This window comes from Bacillus sp. K2I17 (assembly GCF_002209985.1).
GTDB lineage: Bacteria > Bacillota > Bacilli > Bacillales > Bacillaceae_G > Bacillus_A > Bacillus_A wiedmannii.
In genome coordinates this window covers 1-16,581 of sequence record NZ_NJGF01000015.1, presented here as the reverse complement: position 1 = coordinate 16,581, position 16,581 = coordinate 1, and the positions used below count along the sequence as shown (strand labels likewise).

Annotated in this window: 14 protein-coding genes and 2 other annotated features; of the genes, 11 read left to right on the top strand and 3 right to left on the bottom strand. The window is 37.0% G+C overall.

Features of this window, described 5'->3' with window-relative positions:
• The first annotated feature begins 2 nt into the window (after positions 1-2).
• From pheT to CER22_RS17635, 3 genes are all read left to right on the top strand, one after another.
• Entirely contained in the window at positions 3-2,423 is a 2,421-nt protein-coding gene (pheT, locus tag CER22_RS17645) for a phenylalanine--tRNA ligase subunit beta (RefSeq protein WP_088609280.1), read from the top strand.
• Positions 2,424-2,565: 142 nt separating this feature from the next.
• Positions 2,566-2,817: a binding site (T-box leader), on the top strand.
• 52 nt (positions 2,818-2,869) lie between these two features.
• Positions 2,870-4,261 carry an asparagine--tRNA ligase gene (gene asnS, locus CER22_RS17640; protein WP_088609279.1) on the top strand — a complete coding sequence of 464 codons (1,392 nt, stop codon included), beginning with the start codon at positions 2,870-2,872 and terminating at the stop codon, positions 4,259-4,261.
• Positions 4,262-4,353: 92 nt separating this feature from the next.
• Entirely contained in the window at positions 4,354-4,488 is a 135-nt protein-coding gene (locus CER22_RS17635; RefSeq protein ID WP_088609278.1) for a YuzL family protein, read from the top strand.
• Between the two features lie 44 nt (positions 4,489-4,532).
• Here CER22_RS17635 and CER22_RS17630 read toward each other — a convergent pair whose 3' ends face one another.
• The 3 genes from CER22_RS17630 to rnhC form a co-directional block, all read right to left on the bottom strand.
• Positions 4,533-4,784: a hypothetical protein gene (locus CER22_RS17630; protein WP_088609277.1), complete on the bottom strand. Its 252-nt coding sequence runs from the start codon at positions 4,782-4,784 to the stop codon at positions 4,533-4,535.
• 13 nt (positions 4,785-4,797) lie between these two features.
• Complete coding sequence (locus CER22_RS17625; protein ID WP_088064539.1) at positions 4,798-5,067, bottom strand: hypothetical protein; 270 nt, start codon at positions 5,065-5,067, stop codon at positions 4,798-4,800.
• Between the two features lie 116 nt (positions 5,068-5,183).
• Entirely contained in the window at positions 5,184-6,119 is a 936-nt protein-coding gene (gene rnhC / locus CER22_RS17620) for a ribonuclease HIII (protein ID WP_088064538.1), read from the bottom strand.
• 124 nt (positions 6,120-6,243) lie between these two features.
• On the opposite strand from rnhC, the gene zapA reads away from it, so the two are divergent.
• From zapA to CER22_RS17575, 8 genes are all read left to right on the top strand, one after another.
• Positions 6,244-6,513, top strand: a complete 270-nt coding sequence (gene zapA, locus CER22_RS17615; RefSeq protein ID WP_000082701.1) for a cell division protein ZapA — start codon at positions 6,244-6,246, stop codon at positions 6,511-6,513.
• Position 6,514: 1 nt separating this feature from the next.
• The gene (locus CER22_RS17610; protein WP_000565411.1) at positions 6,515-7,054 is read left to right on the top strand and encodes a CvpA family protein; all 540 of its coding nucleotides are present in this window, start codon (positions 6,515-6,517) and stop codon (positions 7,052-7,054) included.
• Between the two features lie 55 nt (positions 7,055-7,109).
• A complete protein-coding gene (gene polX / locus CER22_RS17605; protein ID WP_088064537.1) occupies positions 7,110-8,828 on the top strand; it encodes a DNA polymerase/3'-5' exonuclease PolX in 1,719 nt (572 codons plus the stop codon).
• Positions 8,829-8,847: 19 nt separating this feature from the next.
• Positions 8,848-11,208, top strand: a complete 2,361-nt coding sequence (locus CER22_RS17600) for an endonuclease MutS2 (RefSeq protein WP_088609276.1) — start codon at positions 8,848-8,850, stop codon at positions 11,206-11,208.
• A 194-nt stretch (positions 11,209-11,402) separates the two neighbouring features.
• Complete coding sequence (locus CER22_RS17590) at positions 11,403-12,092, top strand: 23S rRNA pseudouridine(2604) synthase RluF (protein WP_088609275.1); 690 nt, start codon at positions 11,403-11,405, stop codon at positions 12,090-12,092.
• 108 nt (positions 12,093-12,200) lie between these two features.
• Positions 12,201-12,451, top strand: a binding site (T-box leader).
• Positions 12,452-12,568: 117 nt separating this feature from the next.
• Complete coding sequence (gene brnQ6 / locus CER22_RS17585) at positions 12,569-13,894, top strand: branched-chain amino acid transport system II carrier protein BrnQ6 (protein ID WP_088609274.1); 1,326 nt, start codon at positions 12,569-12,571, stop codon at positions 13,892-13,894.
• Between the two features lie 496 nt (positions 13,895-14,390).
• Positions 14,391-15,098 carry a heme uptake protein IsdC gene (isdC, locus tag CER22_RS17580; protein WP_088609273.1) on the top strand — a complete coding sequence of 236 codons (708 nt, stop codon included), beginning with the start codon at positions 14,391-14,393 and terminating at the stop codon, positions 15,096-15,098.
• Between the two features lie 19 nt (positions 15,099-15,117).
• Positions 15,118-16,581: NEAT domain-containing protein (locus CER22_RS17575; RefSeq protein ID WP_179211923.1), on the top strand; the 1,464-nt coding region annotated here is incomplete at its 3' end.

The following is a 16,581-nucleotide window of genomic DNA, read 5'->3' as shown; positions in this document are numbered from 1 at the left end:
GTATGTTCGTATCATATCGTTGGTTACAAGAGTATGTAGATATTAAAGATGTAACAGCACAAGAACTAGCAGACAAAATCACGAAAAGTGGTATTGAAGTAGAAGGTGTTGAATTATTAAATAAAGGTGTAAAAGGTGTTGTAGTTGGTCACGTATTAGAATGTGAAAAACACCCAGAAGCTGATAAATTAAGCAAATGTTTAATCGATATCGGTGAAGAAGAGCCAGTTCAAATTATTTGTGGAGCTGCTAACATTGCAAAAGGTTTAAAAGTACCAGTTGCAAAAGTTGGTGCTGTACTTCCTGGCAACTTCAAAATTAAAAAAGCAAAACTACGTGGTGAAGCTTCTCACGGTATGGTTTGTGCGCTTCAAGAGCTTGGTATTGATGGAAAGTTAGTTTCAAAAGAATATGCAGACGGTATCTTCATCTTCCCAAGTGACGCTGAAGTTGGTGCAGACGCACTTGAAATTTTAAACTTACATGATGAAGTACTTGAGCTTGGTTTAACACCAAACCGTGCAGATTGCTTAAACATGTTAGGTGTTGCATATGAAGTCGCTGCTATTTATGGCCGTGAAGTAAAACTTCCAGCTATCAGCTTACAAGAAACAGCAGAAAAAACTTCTGATTACATTTCTGTAAGTGTAGAAGCGAAAGAAGAAAACCCATTATATATTGCAAAAATGGTGAAGAACGTAAAGATTGGTCCATCACCAATGTGGATGCAAACGCGCCTTATGGCAGCTGGCATTCGTCCAATTAGCAATGTAGTGGATATTACAAACTACATTTTAATGGAATACGGTCAACCGTTACATGCATTCGATTACGATAAATTAGGTTCAAAAGAAATCGTTGTTCGTCTTGCAAAAGAAGGCGAAAAAATTGAAACGTTAGATGATCAAGAGCGTACGTTACAAAGCCACCACCTTGTAATTACAAACGGAACAAAAGCTTTAGCTGTTGCTGGTGTAATGGGCGGAGCGGATTCTGAAGTTACAAATGAGACAGTAAACGTTTTAATTGAATCTGCATACTTTGCAGGTCAAACAGTGCGCCGTACATCAAAAGACTTAGGTCTTCGCAGTGAATCAAGCGCACGTTTTGAAAAAGGAATCGATCCAACACGTACATTTGAAGCAATTCAACACGCAGCTGCTTTAATGGCGAAATACGCTGGCGGAGAAGCACTTGAAGGTGTAGTAGAAGCTGACAACTTACAAGTACAAGAGCGTACAGTATCTGTTACTGCTGAAAAAGTAAACCGTGTATTAGGTACAAATATTTCTGCAAGTGAAATGGGTACAATGTTCACAAACTTGAAATTCCCATTCACAGAAGTAGAAGGAACATTCCATGTGAATGTTCCAGCACGTCGTCCTGATATTACAATTTCAGAAGACTTAGTAGAAGAAGTGGGTCGTCTATACGGTTATGACCACATTCCAGTTACATTACCTTCTGGAACAATGACTCGTGGTAAATTAACATCAGCACAAACGAAACGTCGTAAAGTACGTCGCTTCCTAGAGGGTGCTGGTTTATATGAAGCGATCACATATTCATTAACAAGCGCTGATAAAGCGAAGCAATATATGGTCGAGCCAAATGAAAAAGCTCCTGTAAATCTTGCACTTCCAATGAGTGAAGAGCGTAGCCAACTTCGTTTAAGCTTAGTACCGCAATTACTAGAAGCTGTTTCATATAATGTGGCACGTAAAAACGATAGTGTTGCTTTATACGAAGTAGGTTCTGTCTTCTTACCAACAGAAGCAGGAGAACTTCCGAAAGAAGAACAACATCTTGCCGGTGTTATGACAGGACTTGCTCTTCACCATGCATGGCAAGGTGAGAAGAAAGTAGTAGACTTCTTCGTTGTGAAAGGTGTACTAGAAGGATTATTCGACGTACTTGGCGTTGCAAACCAAATCACTTATGCACCAGCAAAACGTGAAGGGATGCACCCAGGTCGTACAGCTGACATCGTATTAGATGGCGAAGTAATTGGTTTCATCGGTCAATTGCACCCAGAAGCAGAAAAACAATTAGATGTGAAAAATACATTCGTATTCGAATTATCTCTTGTAAAAGTATTTGGTGCAGACGCAGAAGAAACTTACTACACAGCAATTCCACGTTTCCCATCTATGACACGTGATATGGCTGTTGTCGTAACGAAAGAAACAAAAGCTGGTGAAATGAAGCAAGTTATTGCTGAAGCTGGCGGAGAACTTCTGAAAGACGTAACGCTATTTGACTTATACGAAGGTGAAAAAATGGAAGAAGGCAAGAAATCACTTGCATTCTCTATGACATACTTCGATGCAGAACGTACGTTAACAGACGAAGAAGTAACAGAAGCACATAACCGTGTATTAACAACGGTAGAAGAGAAGTTTGGTGCGGAGTTACGTAAGTAATGAGAAATTGCCGGATTAAGCCCGGCAATTTTTTTATGGCACGATTGTCGGAAAATCGATATATTACAAAAATCGCTGATATATTTTTTGGTATCTTGCATCTTTCTCTCGAATGTAGTACATTAATTTTAGTTTAACAAAATGAAAGACGATGATAAGGAAAAGTAGTATATACTATAATCCAAAGCGAGTCAGGGACGGTGAGAGCCTGATGAGGCGGTATATGTGAAGAACACCTTGGAGTTGCTAACCGAAATTGAATCTTGTATTCAAGAGTAGACTTAGACGGGAATCCGGCCTGTTACAAACCGGGAAGTATGTATTACATACGAGTTAAAGTTGGTCTTTATGACAAATTGGGTGGTACCGCGAAGTTTAACCTTTCGTCCCTTTATGGATGAAAGGTTTTTTTGTATTTAAATATATGTGCAAAGGAGAATTTCACTATGGAAAACACATTAGTAAAAAGTCTGTATAGAGATACAGATAAATACGCAGGTCAAACAGTACAAGTATCAGGGTGGATTCGTAACTTACGTGATTCAAAAGCATTTGGTTTCATCGAATTAAACGACGGTAGCTTCTTTAAAAGCGTTCAAATCGTTTTCGATACAGAGTTAGAAAACTTCAAAGAAATTGCAAAACTTCCACTTAGCTCTTCAGTTAAAGTAGAAGGTACAGTAATTGCAACGCCTGGAGCGAAGCAACCATTTGAAATTAAAGCAGAAAAAATTGATATCGAGGGCTTATCAGATTCTGATTACCCACTTCAAAAGAAACGTCACACGTTTGAATACTTACGTACAATCGCTCACTTACGTCCAAGAACAAATGCATTCTCTGCAACGTTCCGTGTACGTTCTGTCGCAGCATTTGCGATTCATCAGTTCTTCCAAGAGCGTGGATTCGTACATGTTCATACACCAATCATCACTGGTAGTGATACAGAAGGTGCAGGCGAAATGTTCCGCGTAACAACGCAAGATTTAAACAACGTACCAAAAGGTGAAGACGGACAAGTTGATGAATCAAAAGACTTCTTCGGCAAAGAAACAAACTTAACAGTAAGTGGACAGCTGAACGCTGAAGCTTATGCATTAGCATTCCGTGACGTATACACATTCGGACCTACATTCCGTGCAGAAAACTCTAACACAACTCGTCATGCAGCTGAGTTCTGGATGGTTGAGCCGGAGATTGCATTCGCTGAATTAGGCGACGTAATGGATCTTACAGAAGATATGCTGAAATATGCAATGAAATACGTACTAGAGCATGCACCAGAAGAAATGGAATTCTTCAACAGCTTCGTTGATAAAACAGTTCTTGAGCGCATGAACAACGTAATCAACTCTGACTTCGGTCGTATCACATATACAGAAGCAATTAAAGTGCTTCAAGAGTCAGGTGTTGACTTCAAATATCCAGTAGAATGGGGTATTGACTTACAAACAGAGCACGAAAGATACTTATCAGAAGAAATTTTCAAACGCCCTGTATTCGTAACTGACTATCCAAAAGACATTAAAGCGTTCTACATGCGTATGAATGAAGATGGAAAAACAGTAGCTGCTACTGACCTTCTAGTTCCTGGCATCGGCGAATTAATCGGCGGAAGCCAACGTGAAGAAAGAATGGACGTTTTAGTAGACAGAATTAAAGAATTAGGTATGAACGAAGAGGACTACTGGTGGTACTTAGAACTTAGAAAATACGGCGGTACAAAACACGCTGGATTCGGTCTAGGTTTCGAGCGCTTCCTAATGTACATCACTGGCATGGCTAACATCCGTGACGTAATTCCATTCCCAAGAACTCCAGGTTCTTCTGAATTCTAAAATATGAAAAAAGCGAGAGGATTTCCTCTCGCTTTTTATTTTGCATAGTTTATTACCTCGTAGCAAAAAGTAACACGAAGGGGTGAATATAAATGAGTAAAAAAGTGAAAAAAGATCATTCAAGATCAAACCTTGGTTCTCCAGAAATAGAAGGACAAGGAACGACGGCACATGAAACAGGTTCTCATAAAGTATCTTCATCAAATAAGAAGCAGAAAAGAAGTTAACATAAAAAAGGAGAGTCTTGGCGGCTCTCCTTTTTTTATATGTATTACACCTTATTATCATTAATTTCTTTTGTAATTTTATCTACATCTTTGTCTAATCGATCTAAATAGAAAAACCACAGTAAACTCATAAGCACGTAATAGATAGCCATCACACCAAGATTATCAGATATATTTTCGAATGTAGATTTAGTAGTGAAAAAAGCTCCCCAAATGGTAGAAATAGTGAGGTAAGAAAGTGGGCCCACGAGGTGTACGAAAACATATAATACCTTTTTAACTTTTACAGCGTTCATATGAAATATCTCCTTATGTAAACAATCCTTTTTTTCTAATCATAGATTCAAGTTCCTCACAGAAGTACTGTAGTTTTGCTGGATTATGTATTAACAAGCGGGCATCGTGTTTCCCGATAAATCTTCGAATCCGAAAGTTTAATAAGAAAGAACGGCCATAACGCTCTATTAAATCGTTGAACTCTCGTTGTTCACTTAGTAGCTGAATGTTTTCTCTAATTTCAAACTGTCTTTCGTGTGGATCGCCTAGTAAAATATTTAGAATCATTTGTAGAAGTAGCAATGGGAATCTCCTCCTATGTTAGAATAATCTGTATATTTTAATTGTAACAAAATTATAAGGATAGTAGTAGGGGAAACAAAAAAACAGGAGTTTGTAGCCTCCTGTTTTTGTCGATACTATTTTAATAAGCGAAACGCCTTCTCCTTATTAGCGAAATGCATTTTCACAAACTCAGGTAATCGTTCTTTACCAAGCTTTTGAATTAATTTAGCAGCTGCAATATCAACTTGTTTACCAGCACCTTTTGGAAGTGGCATACCGGCTTTTTTGCTTAGTTCATCAAACTGTTTTACGAATGAGTAACGAGCTAAAATGGAGGCAGCGGCTACTGCTAAGTGTACGCTTTCGCCTTTCGTCGCGAAGTAAACATTTTCACGCTGTACCTGTTTTTGTTTTGCTAAATATTTGTAGTATGTATCAGGTTGTGTGAATTGATCGATTAAGACGCCTTCAGGTTTTGTAGGTGCAATTTTAGCTAATAAGTTTGTAATAGCTTTATTATGCAGTAAAGCTTTTAACTTACCTTGGTTGTTTCCTTTATCAAATAGCTCGTTATATTTTTCATTATGAAGGACAAGAGAGCTGTAAGGAACAACGTGTAGAAGTTGTTTTGCAATGGCAGTAATTTGATCGTCATTTAAGTTTTTAGAGTCTTTTACACCAAGTTCTTTTAACAGTGGGATTTGCTCCGCATCCACATATACAGCAACTACTGTCATCGGTCCGAAGAAATCACCAGTACCAACTTCATCTGACCCTACGATAGACATTGTACCGATGGAAGCAGGGGGTGCATAACGGTGTGAATCTACAGATTTTTTTACAGCTGTTTTCGGTGTTTGAGAGACAGTTTGCCAACGAGAAGCTTCTGCTTCAGCACGGCCACCTTGGAACATTACTTTTCCAGATTTATAAGCTGTAATCGTGCAAGATGGCACCTTTGCCATGAAGATCCCGCCTTGTGGGGTTTTTGGACTAAGCGCTTGTTTGTATTGTTGTTTCATGTCTTCAATTACTGTAGAACTTGTTTGTATTACGATAGAATTTGACAAGATGGTCGCTCCTTTTTTTATATTGTTATTTTTATCATATCGGATTGTTCTTTCTGTTTCCATAATATGATGGTTCATGGTATGATAAACTTTAGGATTCTGTACGTGATTGGAGGCCGGTGAGTTGTCACAACAAAAGGGAAAGAAAAGTCGAATTAATGTAGAAATCTATGGTCAACAATATTCAGTTGTTGGCGATGAAAGTACAAGTCATATCCGCATGGTAGCAGCGATTGTGGATGATAAAATGCGCGAACTCAATGCCAAGAATCCTTCGCTTGACACGAGTAGACTAGCGGTATTGACGGCAGTAAACGTCATACACGATTACATAAAATTAAAAGAAGAACATGAGAAATTGAAAGAAAGTATGACAAAAAAAGGAATGGAATAACATGATTGATATTATTATCATTTTACTGCTTGTTATGGGATTTTTCCTCGGCTTACGCAGAGGGTTTATTCTGCAACTTGTAAAGTTAACAAGCTTTATTATCGCATACCTTGTTGCATACTGGTACTGTAAAGATTTAGCGCCAGCACTTGCGAAATTTATTCCGTATCCATTTGATAAAAACGTATCTGTTCCAGAATGGATTGATGCAAATAATATTGAAACAGTATTTTATCAAGCACTTGCGTTTATCATATTGTTTATTATTACAAAAATTGCACTTTCATTACTTGGTAATTTGTTAAATATGTTTGCAGAAATACCGGTTTTAAAGCAAGTCAATGCGTTTGCGGGGGCAATCCTCGGATTTTTAGAAGTATATATTATTTTGTTTGTTTTAATTATCGTTGGAAACATTCTTCCGATTGAACAAATACAAACACCATTACAAAAATCATCAATTAGCAAAATAATTGTAGACGATACACCGATTCTTTCTGAAAAGGTGAAGGAACTATGGCAGACAGGTAGCAGAGTATAACTTCTCTTTTTTCGGAAAGAGGAGTTTTTTTCTATGAAAGAAAGGCGGGGTAATGATGAAAGTAAATAAAAAACAAGTTATTAAATTACTAGAGACAATTGGGCTTTTTATGGAACTAAAGGGCGCGAATCCATTTAAAATATCTGCATTTCGTAAGGCGGCGGCAGCATTAGAAAGTGATGATCGTAGTCTTTCTGAGATTGAAGATTTCACGAAGATTCCGGGCATTGGAAAAGGAACAGCAGCAGTTATTCAAGAATATATAGAATCGGGAACATCTGAAGTATTACAAGAGCTTGAAAAAGAAGTGCCAAGTAGCTTATTACCGTTATTAAAATTACCAGGCCTTGGTGGTAAAAAGGTAGCTAAGTTATATAAAGAACTTGGTGTTGTTGATATGGAATCGCTAAAAGCGGTTTGTGAGGAAAATAAAGTACAAGCTTTAGCAGGTTTCGGTAAGAAGACAGAAGAGAAAATATTAGAAGCAATCGATCAAGTAGGCTCTCGTCCAGAGCGTTTACCAATCGCAATGGTATTACCTATTGCCGGGGAAATAGAGGAGAAATTGTCGAATATTGCTGAAGTAATTCGTTTCTCTCGTGCTGGTAGTTTGCGCCGTGTTCGTGAAACAGTGAAAGATTTAGACTTTATCATTGCAACGACAGAACCAGCTGCAGTACGTGAGCATTTACTGCAATTTGATAATATGATTGAAGTAATCGCAAGTGGAGATACAAAAGTTTCTGTTCGTCTTCAATATGAATATGATATTTCAATCGATTTCCGTTTAGTAAAACCAGAAGAATTTATTACAACCCTTCACCATTTCACAGGATCAAAAGATCATAACGTAAAAATGCGCCAAATCGCGAAAGATAGAGGCGAGAAAATTAGTGAGTACGGTGTAGAAAACTTAGAAACAGGTGAAGTGAGAACATTTGAAACAGAAGAGGAGTTCTTCGCTCATTTCGGTCTTCCATTTATCCCACCAGAAGTGCGTGAAGATGGAAAAGAAATTGAATTAATTAAAGAGTATCCAAACTTAATTCAGTTCTCTGACATACAAGGTGATTTACATATGCATACAACATGGAGTGATGGTGCTTTTTCCATTGAAGAGATGGTACAAGCGTGCCGTGCTCGTGGATATAAGTTTATGGCGATTACTGATCACTCACAATACTTGAAAGTAGCGAACGGTTTAACGAAAGAGCGCCTTCGTGAACAAGCGAAAGAAATTGAACGTATGAACGAAAAGTATCCAGACATTACAATTTTACGCGGAATTGAAATGGATATTTTACCGGATGCAACACTTGATTTTGACGATGAAGTATTAGCAGAATTAGATTATGTCATTGGAGCGATTCACTCTAGCTTCTCACAAGACCGTGAAACGATTATGAAACGTCTTCGTGCTGCGCTGGAGAATAAGCATGTCACAATGATTGCTCATCCGACAGGACGTCTTCTTGGACGCCGCGAGGGCTATGATGTGGATACAGATTTATTAATCGAGCTCGCAAAAGAAACAAATACAGTTTTAGAATTAAATGCGAATCCGAACCGTCTAGATTTAAGCGCGAAATTATTAAAACAAGCACAAGATGCTGGTGTAAAAGTAGCGATTAATACGGATGCTCATACGCTTGAAATGTTAGAAGATATGGAAACAGGTGTAGCAGCAGCACGTAAAGGTTGGATTCAAAAAGATAACGTGATTAACACGTGGAATATCGAACGTTTATTAGACTATATTAAACGTAATAAGTAACACAAGGGGGACCTGCAACATGTTAGAAAGAACGTTGCGTGTATTAGAATACAATAAAGTAAAAGAACAATTATTTGAACATACAGCCTCTTCACTTGGCCGTGACAAAGTGAAGCATTTAGTGCCAAGCACTGATTTTGAAGAAATTGTAGAAATGCAAGATACAACAGATGAAGCAGCGAAAGTCATTCGTTTAAAAGGTAGTGCACCATTAGGTGGTATTACGGATATTCGCTCAAATGTGAAGCGTGCAAAGATTGGAAGTATGTTAAGCCCGAATGAACTACTTGATATTGCCAATACGATGTATGGTAGTCGCAATATGAAACGTTTCATTGAAGATATGGTTGATAATGGTGTCGAGCTTCCAATTTTAGAAACTCATGTCGCTCAAATTGTATCTTTATATGATTTAGAAAAGAAAATTACAAATTGTATCGGTGATGGCGGTGAAGTAGTCGATAGCGCAAGTGATAAACTGCGTGGTATTCGTACTCAAATTCGTACTGCGGAAAGTCGTATTCGTGAAAAGTTAGAAAATATGACGCGTTCTTCCAACGCGCAAAAGATGCTGTCTGACGCGATTGTAACGATTCGTAACGAACGTTACGTAATCCCGGTAAAACAAGAATACCGCGGTGTATATGGCGGTATTGTTCACGATCAATCAGCTTCTGGGCAAACGTTATTTATTGAACCACAAGTCATTGTAGAGTTAAATAACGCGCTTCAAGAAGCACGAGTGAAAGAAAAACAAGAAATCGAACGCATCTTATTGATGTTAACAGAAGAAGTGGCAGTAGAAGCGGATATCGTTTTATCTAACGTAGAAGTAGTTGCGAATCTTGACTTTATTTTTGCGAAAGCTTTTTATGGGAAGCGTATAAAAGCAACGAAACCAATCGTAAATAACGAGCGTTATATGGATTTAAGACAAGCACGTCATCCGCTTATTGATCCAGAAATTATCGTGCCAAATAACATTATGTTAGGGAAAGATTTCACGACAATTGTTATTACAGGACCAAATACAGGTGGTAAAACAGTTACGCTGAAAACAGTTGGTATTTGTGTGCTAATGGCGCAATCTGGCCTTCACATTCCAGTAATGGATGAATCAGAGATTTGTGTATTTAAAAATATCTTTGCCGATATCGGTGATGAGCAATCGATTGAACAAAGTTTAAGTACGTTCTCCTCACATATGGTGAACATTGTTGATATTTTAGAAAAAGCTGATTTTGAAAGCTTAGTTTTATTCGATGAATTAGGTGCTGGAACAGATCCGCAAGAAGGGGCTGCATTAGCAATTTCAATTTTAGATGAAGTATGTAATCGTGGTGCTCGCGTTGTTGCTACGACGCATTACCCAGAATTAAAAGCATACGGATATAACCGTGAGAAAGTTATTAATGCGAGCGTTGAGTTCGACGTGAACACATTAAGCCCAACGTATAAATTATTAATCGGTGTACCAGGACGTAGTAATGCCTTTGAAATTTCGAAGCGCCTTGGACTATCTGATCGCGTGATTGATCAAGCTCGTAACCACATTAGTACAGATACAAACAAAATTGAAAATATGATTGCGAAGTTAGAAGAAAGTCAAAAGAATGCAGAGCGTGACTGGAACGAAGCAGAAGCACTTCGCAAGCAATCTGAAAAACTGCATCGCGAATTACAGCGTCAAATTATTGAATTTAATGATGAGCGCGATGAAAAATTATTAAAAGCGCAAAAAGAAGGGGAAGAAAAAGTCGAAGCTGCAAAGAAAGAGGCAGAAGGCATTATTCAAGAACTTCGTCAATTGCGTAAAGCACAGCTTATAAACGTGAAAGACCATGAGCTTATTGAAGCGAAGAGCCGTCTAGAAGGTGCGGCGCCAGAGCTTGTGAAGAAACAAAAAGTAAACGTGAAAAACACAGCGCCAAAACAACAATTACGCGCAGGTGATGAAGTAAAAGTGTTAACGTTTGGTCAAAAAGGTCAATTGCTTGAAAAGGTAAGTGATACAGAGTGGAGCGTACAAATTGGTATTCTGAAGATGAAAGTGAAAGAATCCAATATGGAATACATTAATACACCGAAGCAAACTGAGAAAAAAGCAGTCGCAAGTGTGAAGGGTAGAGATTATCACGTTTCGTTAGAGCTCGATCTTCGCGGTGAACGTTATGAAGATGCAATGATGCGCGTTGAAAAATATTTAGACGATGCACAGCTTGCAAGCTATCCTCGCGTATCAATTATTCACGGTAAAGGAACAGGAGCGCTTCGCCAAGGTGTACAAGATTACTTGAAGAAACACCGCGGTGTGAAAAACTACCGCTACGGTGACATGGGCGAGGGAGGCCTAGGCGTAACAGTTGTCGAATTAAAATAGCAAACAACGAAACAAAGGGGAACCATTATATGTTTATGGACAAACTTGCAAAAGTATTGTTAGCTTGTTGCGGAATATTTTTGGTAATTGGGGTTATTTATTTAGTTGTTTTTGCGAAGTAAAAGAGCGTCAATCGTGGCAGAGTGATATTGCCATAGATTGACGCTTTTAATATATAGGAAAAGGAATAAGCTATGAAAATCAACCAATACATAAGCGAAGCAAAATCCTGTTCAAGACGCGAAACAGACCGTCTCATTAAAGCAGGACGCGTGGCTATTAACGGCGAAATATGTACGCACGGTGCACTCGTGAGCGATGGTGATGTGGTAACGATTGATGGACAGGTTATTGCAAAAGAAGAGAAGGAAAAGGTGTATATTGCCTTTCATAAACCAATCGGAATTACTTGTACAGCAGCCGATCATATTGAAGATAATATTATTGATTATATCAATTACCCAGAGCGTATCTTTCCTGTTGGGCGATTAGATAAAGCGTCGGAAGGACTAATCTTATTAACGAATGACGGTGCGATTGCAAATCAAATTTTACACGGTGATCATGAGCACGAGAAAGAATACATCGTTACGGTTGATAAGCCGTTTACAGATTGGTTTATTGATGAGATGTCCAGCGGTGTAAAGATTAAAGATGGAATGACGAAGCCTTGTAAAGTGACGAGAGTGGATCAATCTACATTTCGCATCGTTTTAACGCAAGGAATGAACAGACAAATTCGTAGAATGAGCCGTGCTTTCGGGTTTACTGTAACAAAGCTAAAGCGGGTTCGTATTATGAATATAGAGCTAGATGATTTAGAAGTGGGAAAATGGCGTAACATTACAGCTGAGGAATTAGAAATATTAATAGGGCAAATATAGGGAGGGGAAATTTTCTCCCTATATTTTTTTGTCAGAAAAAATAAAACTATTGATTTTTTAAAAAATAGCCCATATAATAAAAAACAACAAGTTTCGACAAGATATTTTATAAAAGTAATGATGAGGACATGAGTTGTTTTTGACGATTCTCAGAGAGGGAAGCCTAGGCTGTGAGCTTCCTAATACGGAAAGACAAACTTACCACCTCTAAACTTCAAGAGTGAACTGCATGATGCATTGTAATTCTTGGCGGATAAAACCGTTATCAATTTACACGAGCTATAAAATGAGCTTATTTTGTTATAAATTCATTTTATTAGAATAAGGGTGGAACCACGATTTCAACACTCGTCCCTTTGTTAGGGACGGGTGTTTTTTGCGTTCTTTTACGGGGAAGTATGCTTGAAAGAGGATATGTGACGGTCTTTAATTCAGAATATTTTGTCAATCTAAAAATATGTAGGAGGTTAGTAGAAATGAAATCATCTTTAAAGTTTTCTGAGATGTTTGCAATAAGTTTAATGTTGTTTGCACTATTTTTCGGTGCAGGTAATATGATTTTCCCGCCAGCTTTAGGGCAAGGTGCTGGAACAGACGTATGGATCGCGTTATTTGGCTTTATCGTAACAGGTGTTGGATTACCTTTATTAGGGGTAATTGTTATAGCTCTAAAGGGAGATATTAATGAGCTAGCGGGACGTGTACACCCTGTATTCGCACTTGTTTTTATCACTGCAATTTATTTATGTTTAGGCGTATTCGTAAGTGTTCCGCGTACAGGAACAGTTGCTTATGAAATGAGTGTTGCACCATTTTTACCAAGTGATATAGCTGGTCAATCGTATCCACTTGTTATCTTTACATTCATTTTCTTTGCAGTAACTTTCTATTTAGCTTTAAACCCATCGAAATTAGTGGGCCGCATAGGTAAAGTATTAACTCCAATTTTGTTAGCTGTTATAGCAATTATCGTAGGTAAAGCAATTATTACACCAATTGGAGAATTTGGTGCACCGACAGAAGCGTATAATGCTCCGCTCTTTAAAGGTTTTATTGATGGATATTTAACTTTAGATGGACTTGCAGCACTTGTTTTTGGAAATGTTGTTATTAATGCTTTAAAAGCAAAAGGCGTTACAAATAAGAACAGCATTGCAAAAGTAACAATCTTTGCAGGATTTATTGCAGCGCTCGGTTTACTACTTGTTTATTTAGCACTTGCTTATCTGGGAGCTTCTAGTGTGTCTCTTGGAATGGGAGCAAACGGAGGAATTATTTTAACAAACGTTGTAAATCATTTATTTGGTAGTTACGGAACTTTATTATTAGGGATCGCAATTACAGCGGCATGTTTAACAACTTCTGTAGGTATTGTTGCAGCTTGTGGGGAATATTTTTCTTCCTTATTACCAAAGCTTTCTTATCAAAAGGTTGTTTTCATCTTCTGTGTATTAGCATTTATGGTAGCAAACCTTGGGTTAACTCAGTTAAACGCATTAGCATTACCGATTTTAATTGCAATTTACCCAATTGGTATCGTACTGATTGTATTATCACTTGTTGAAAACTATATTCGTCTTCCATTAGCTATGTATGTAGGCGGTATTGTAGGAGCATTTGCAATTAGCTTCTTTGATGGATTGCATAATGCAAATCTTCAAGTAGCGGCCCTTGCTCCTATCTTAGATAAAATTCCACTATATAGTGTAGGGATTGGTTGGCTAGTTCCGGGTATCATTGGAATTGCAATTGGATATGTAGTTTCTTTATTTCAAAAGCAAGAAGTTGCTGTAGAAAAATAGTGAAAAGAGGCTTTCTATGAAAGAAAGTCTCTTTTTTTGTAGGAAAAATTGCATATAGGGAAATTTAGATATTAAAAATTTCATACGTAATATAGTTGACAAAAAAATTAGCATTAGGCTAAGATTGACTTAGTTGTGGAAATATTAGAAGGAAAGTGAGGAGTGAAAGGTATAAGGTTTTCTATAACGATATCATTTTGTAGATAGAGGTGATAGAGTAGGAGAATGGTTAGTTTTATTTTTTTGACCTTCATTGAGAATGATAATCATCAAAAGAAATAGGGACTTATGTTAAAATGTAAATCGCTCTTTATAAGGAATAGGGAGGGATATTATTTTTAACACTTAGTGAGAATGATAATCAATAATATCTATATTACATAAATAAATTACAATTAAATAATGATAGAGGATTATTATTTTTTCTTATATATTGAGAATAATTATCATTTTCAAAAAGTATGGATGAAAGATAAACAAGGAGGAAGTAAGCCAAATGAGAAAGATTTCTGTATTACCCGCTTTTATTATGACATTCGTATGTATGCTAGCTTTTTTCGTAGTGCCATTTGGACAAGCTTCGGCAAATGTAGCTGACGGTACTTACGATATTAACTATGTCATACAAAAAGCAGAAAATGATTCAGCTTCAATGGCAAATGATTATTTTGAAAAACCAGCTAAGTTAATTGTGAAAAATGGTGAGATGAGAGTACAAATTCCTATGAATCATAGTGCTTGGATTACAGAATTTAAAGCACCAGAGAACGGAAACTTTGTTGATGCAAAAGTTGTTAGTAAAGATGAATCTGCAGATAAAAGAACTGTAGAGTTTAAAATAGACGATTTATCTAAACCAGCAGCTGTAAAAATTCATGTTGTTGTACCTAACGTAAATTATGACCATAACTACACAATTCGCTTTGCATTTGATGCAAATGTAAAAGCGTTAGGTGGAGAAAATAAAGCAACTACTGTAACAAAGAATAATGATCAAACAAAAACAGATACACAAGTAAAAGAAGAAGTGAAGAAAGAAGAGAGTAAAGAAGCAAATAAAGAGGCAAGCAAAGGAACAAATGAAAGTGGAAAAGCTGAAAAAACAGATAACCCAAAAACAGGCGATGAAGCACGCATCGGATTATTTGCAGTGTTAATTCTTATTTCAGGTGTTTTCTTAATTCGTAAAGTACGTCAAAACTAAATAAAGGAGCGTTATTCCATTGAATAGATATCTTAAAATTGTTGTTGCGATGTGTTTAATGATATTTACATTCGTATCAACATTACAACCTCTTGCAGTTCAAGCAGCAAGCCAACTAGCTGACGGTGAATATTCAATCGGTTTCAAAGTTCTTAAGGATACATCAGATGAAGAATCTATGATGAATCAATACTCTGTAAGTCCAGGAACTTTAAAAGTGAAGGATGGGAAGAAGAAGGTATCCTTTACGTTAGAACATAGTTCATGGATTACGAAGTTTGAAACAGAAAAAAGTGGCCAGTTTGTTGCGACAAATGTAAGTAGTGAAGATAAAGAAAAAGATACACGAGTAGTAGAATTTGAAGTGGACGATGTAGAGAAAGTATTAAATGCGAAAGTAAAAGTAGACATAGACTTTTTAAATTATCATCATGACTATGATGTGCGTATTGCATTTGATCAAAATAGTATTACACCGATTCATGTAGAAAAACCAAATGAAAAAGAGGATCCAGCAAATAAGCCAGATCCAAATGAAAAACCGGATCCAAGTCAGAAGCCCGACCAAAAGCCTGACCCAGATCAACAACCCAATTCTAACACAATTAACGATGGGAATTATAGTATTCCATTTAAAGTGTTAAAAGATAAGACAGATGAAGAATCTAAGATGAATAATTACATGGTAAATCCAGGAGTATTAAAAGTAGAAAACGGTAAGAAAAAGGCAATTGTAACACTAACAAGTAGCTCATTAATTAAAAATTTCCAAACGGAAAAAGATGGCGCATTTGCTGATGCAAAAGTAGTGAGTGAAGATAAAGAAAAAGATACAAGAGTAGTAGAGTTTGAAGTGGACGATTTATCAAAAAAATTAAATACAAAAGTATTTATCGAAATGGCATCAAGAAACTATAAGCAAACACATGATGTACAACTTTTATTTGAACAAGATAAACTTGAGCCAATTAAGAACGAAGAAAAGCAACCAGACGGTGATAAAAAGCCAGAGGTAGAGAAACCAGAAGTAGAGAAGCCGAATGTTGAAACAATTAAAGACGGTGAATACAGCATCAATTTCAAAGCTTTAAAAGATCAATCAGAAGAAATTTCAATGATGAACACGTATACGAAGAGTCCGGGCGTGTTAAAGGTGAAAGATGGTAAAAAATATGTATCATTCACATTAACGAATAGTGCATGGATTACAAAGTTTGAATTTGAGAAAAATGGTTCGTTCGTTGATGCGAGTGTATTAAGTGAAGATAAAAAAGCTGATACACGCGTAGTGGAAGTAGAAGTAGACGATGTATCTAAAAAGTTAAATGCAAAAGTAAAAGTAGATATCGATTCAATGAATTATCACCATTTTTATGACATTCAATTTGCATTTGATAAAGGTAGCATTAAACCGTTAGATAACCAAGGCGGAAACAATAACCAAGGCGGAAACGATAACCAAGGCGGAAACGATAACCAAGGC

What these genes read in the sequence shown, in the direction of transcription:
- pheT (WP_088609280.1), top strand. Translation starts at nt 3, where the DNA reads ATGTTCGTATCATATCGTTGGTTACAAGAGTATGTAGATATTAAAGAT.
- asnS (WP_088609279.1), top strand. Translation starts at nt 2,870, where the DNA reads ATGGAAAACACATTAGTAAAAAGTCTGTATAGAGATACAGATAAATAC.
- CER22_RS17635 (WP_088609278.1), top strand. Translation starts at nt 4,354, where the DNA reads ATGAGTAAAAAAGTGAAAAAAGATCATTCAAGATCAAACCTTGGTTCT.
- CER22_RS17630 (WP_088609277.1), bottom strand. Translation starts at nt 4,784, where the DNA reads ATGAACGCTGTAAAAGTTAAAAAGGTATTATATGTTTTCGTACACCTC.
- CER22_RS17610 (WP_000565411.1), top strand. Translation starts at nt 6,515, where the DNA reads ATGATTGATATTATTATCATTTTACTGCTTGTTATGGGATTTTTCCTC.
- polX (WP_088064537.1), top strand. Translation starts at nt 7,110, where the DNA reads ATGAAAGTAAATAAAAAACAAGTTATTAAATTACTAGAGACAATTGGG.
- CER22_RS17600 (WP_088609276.1), top strand. Translation starts at nt 8,848, where the DNA reads ATGTTAGAAAGAACGTTGCGTGTATTAGAATACAATAAAGTAAAAGAA.
- CER22_RS17590 (WP_088609275.1), top strand. Translation starts at nt 11,403, where the DNA reads ATGAAAATCAACCAATACATAAGCGAAGCAAAATCCTGTTCAAGACGC.
- brnQ6 (WP_088609274.1), top strand. Translation starts at nt 12,569, where the DNA reads ATGAAATCATCTTTAAAGTTTTCTGAGATGTTTGCAATAAGTTTAATG.
- isdC (WP_088609273.1), top strand. Translation starts at nt 14,391, where the DNA reads ATGAGAAAGATTTCTGTATTACCCGCTTTTATTATGACATTCGTATGT.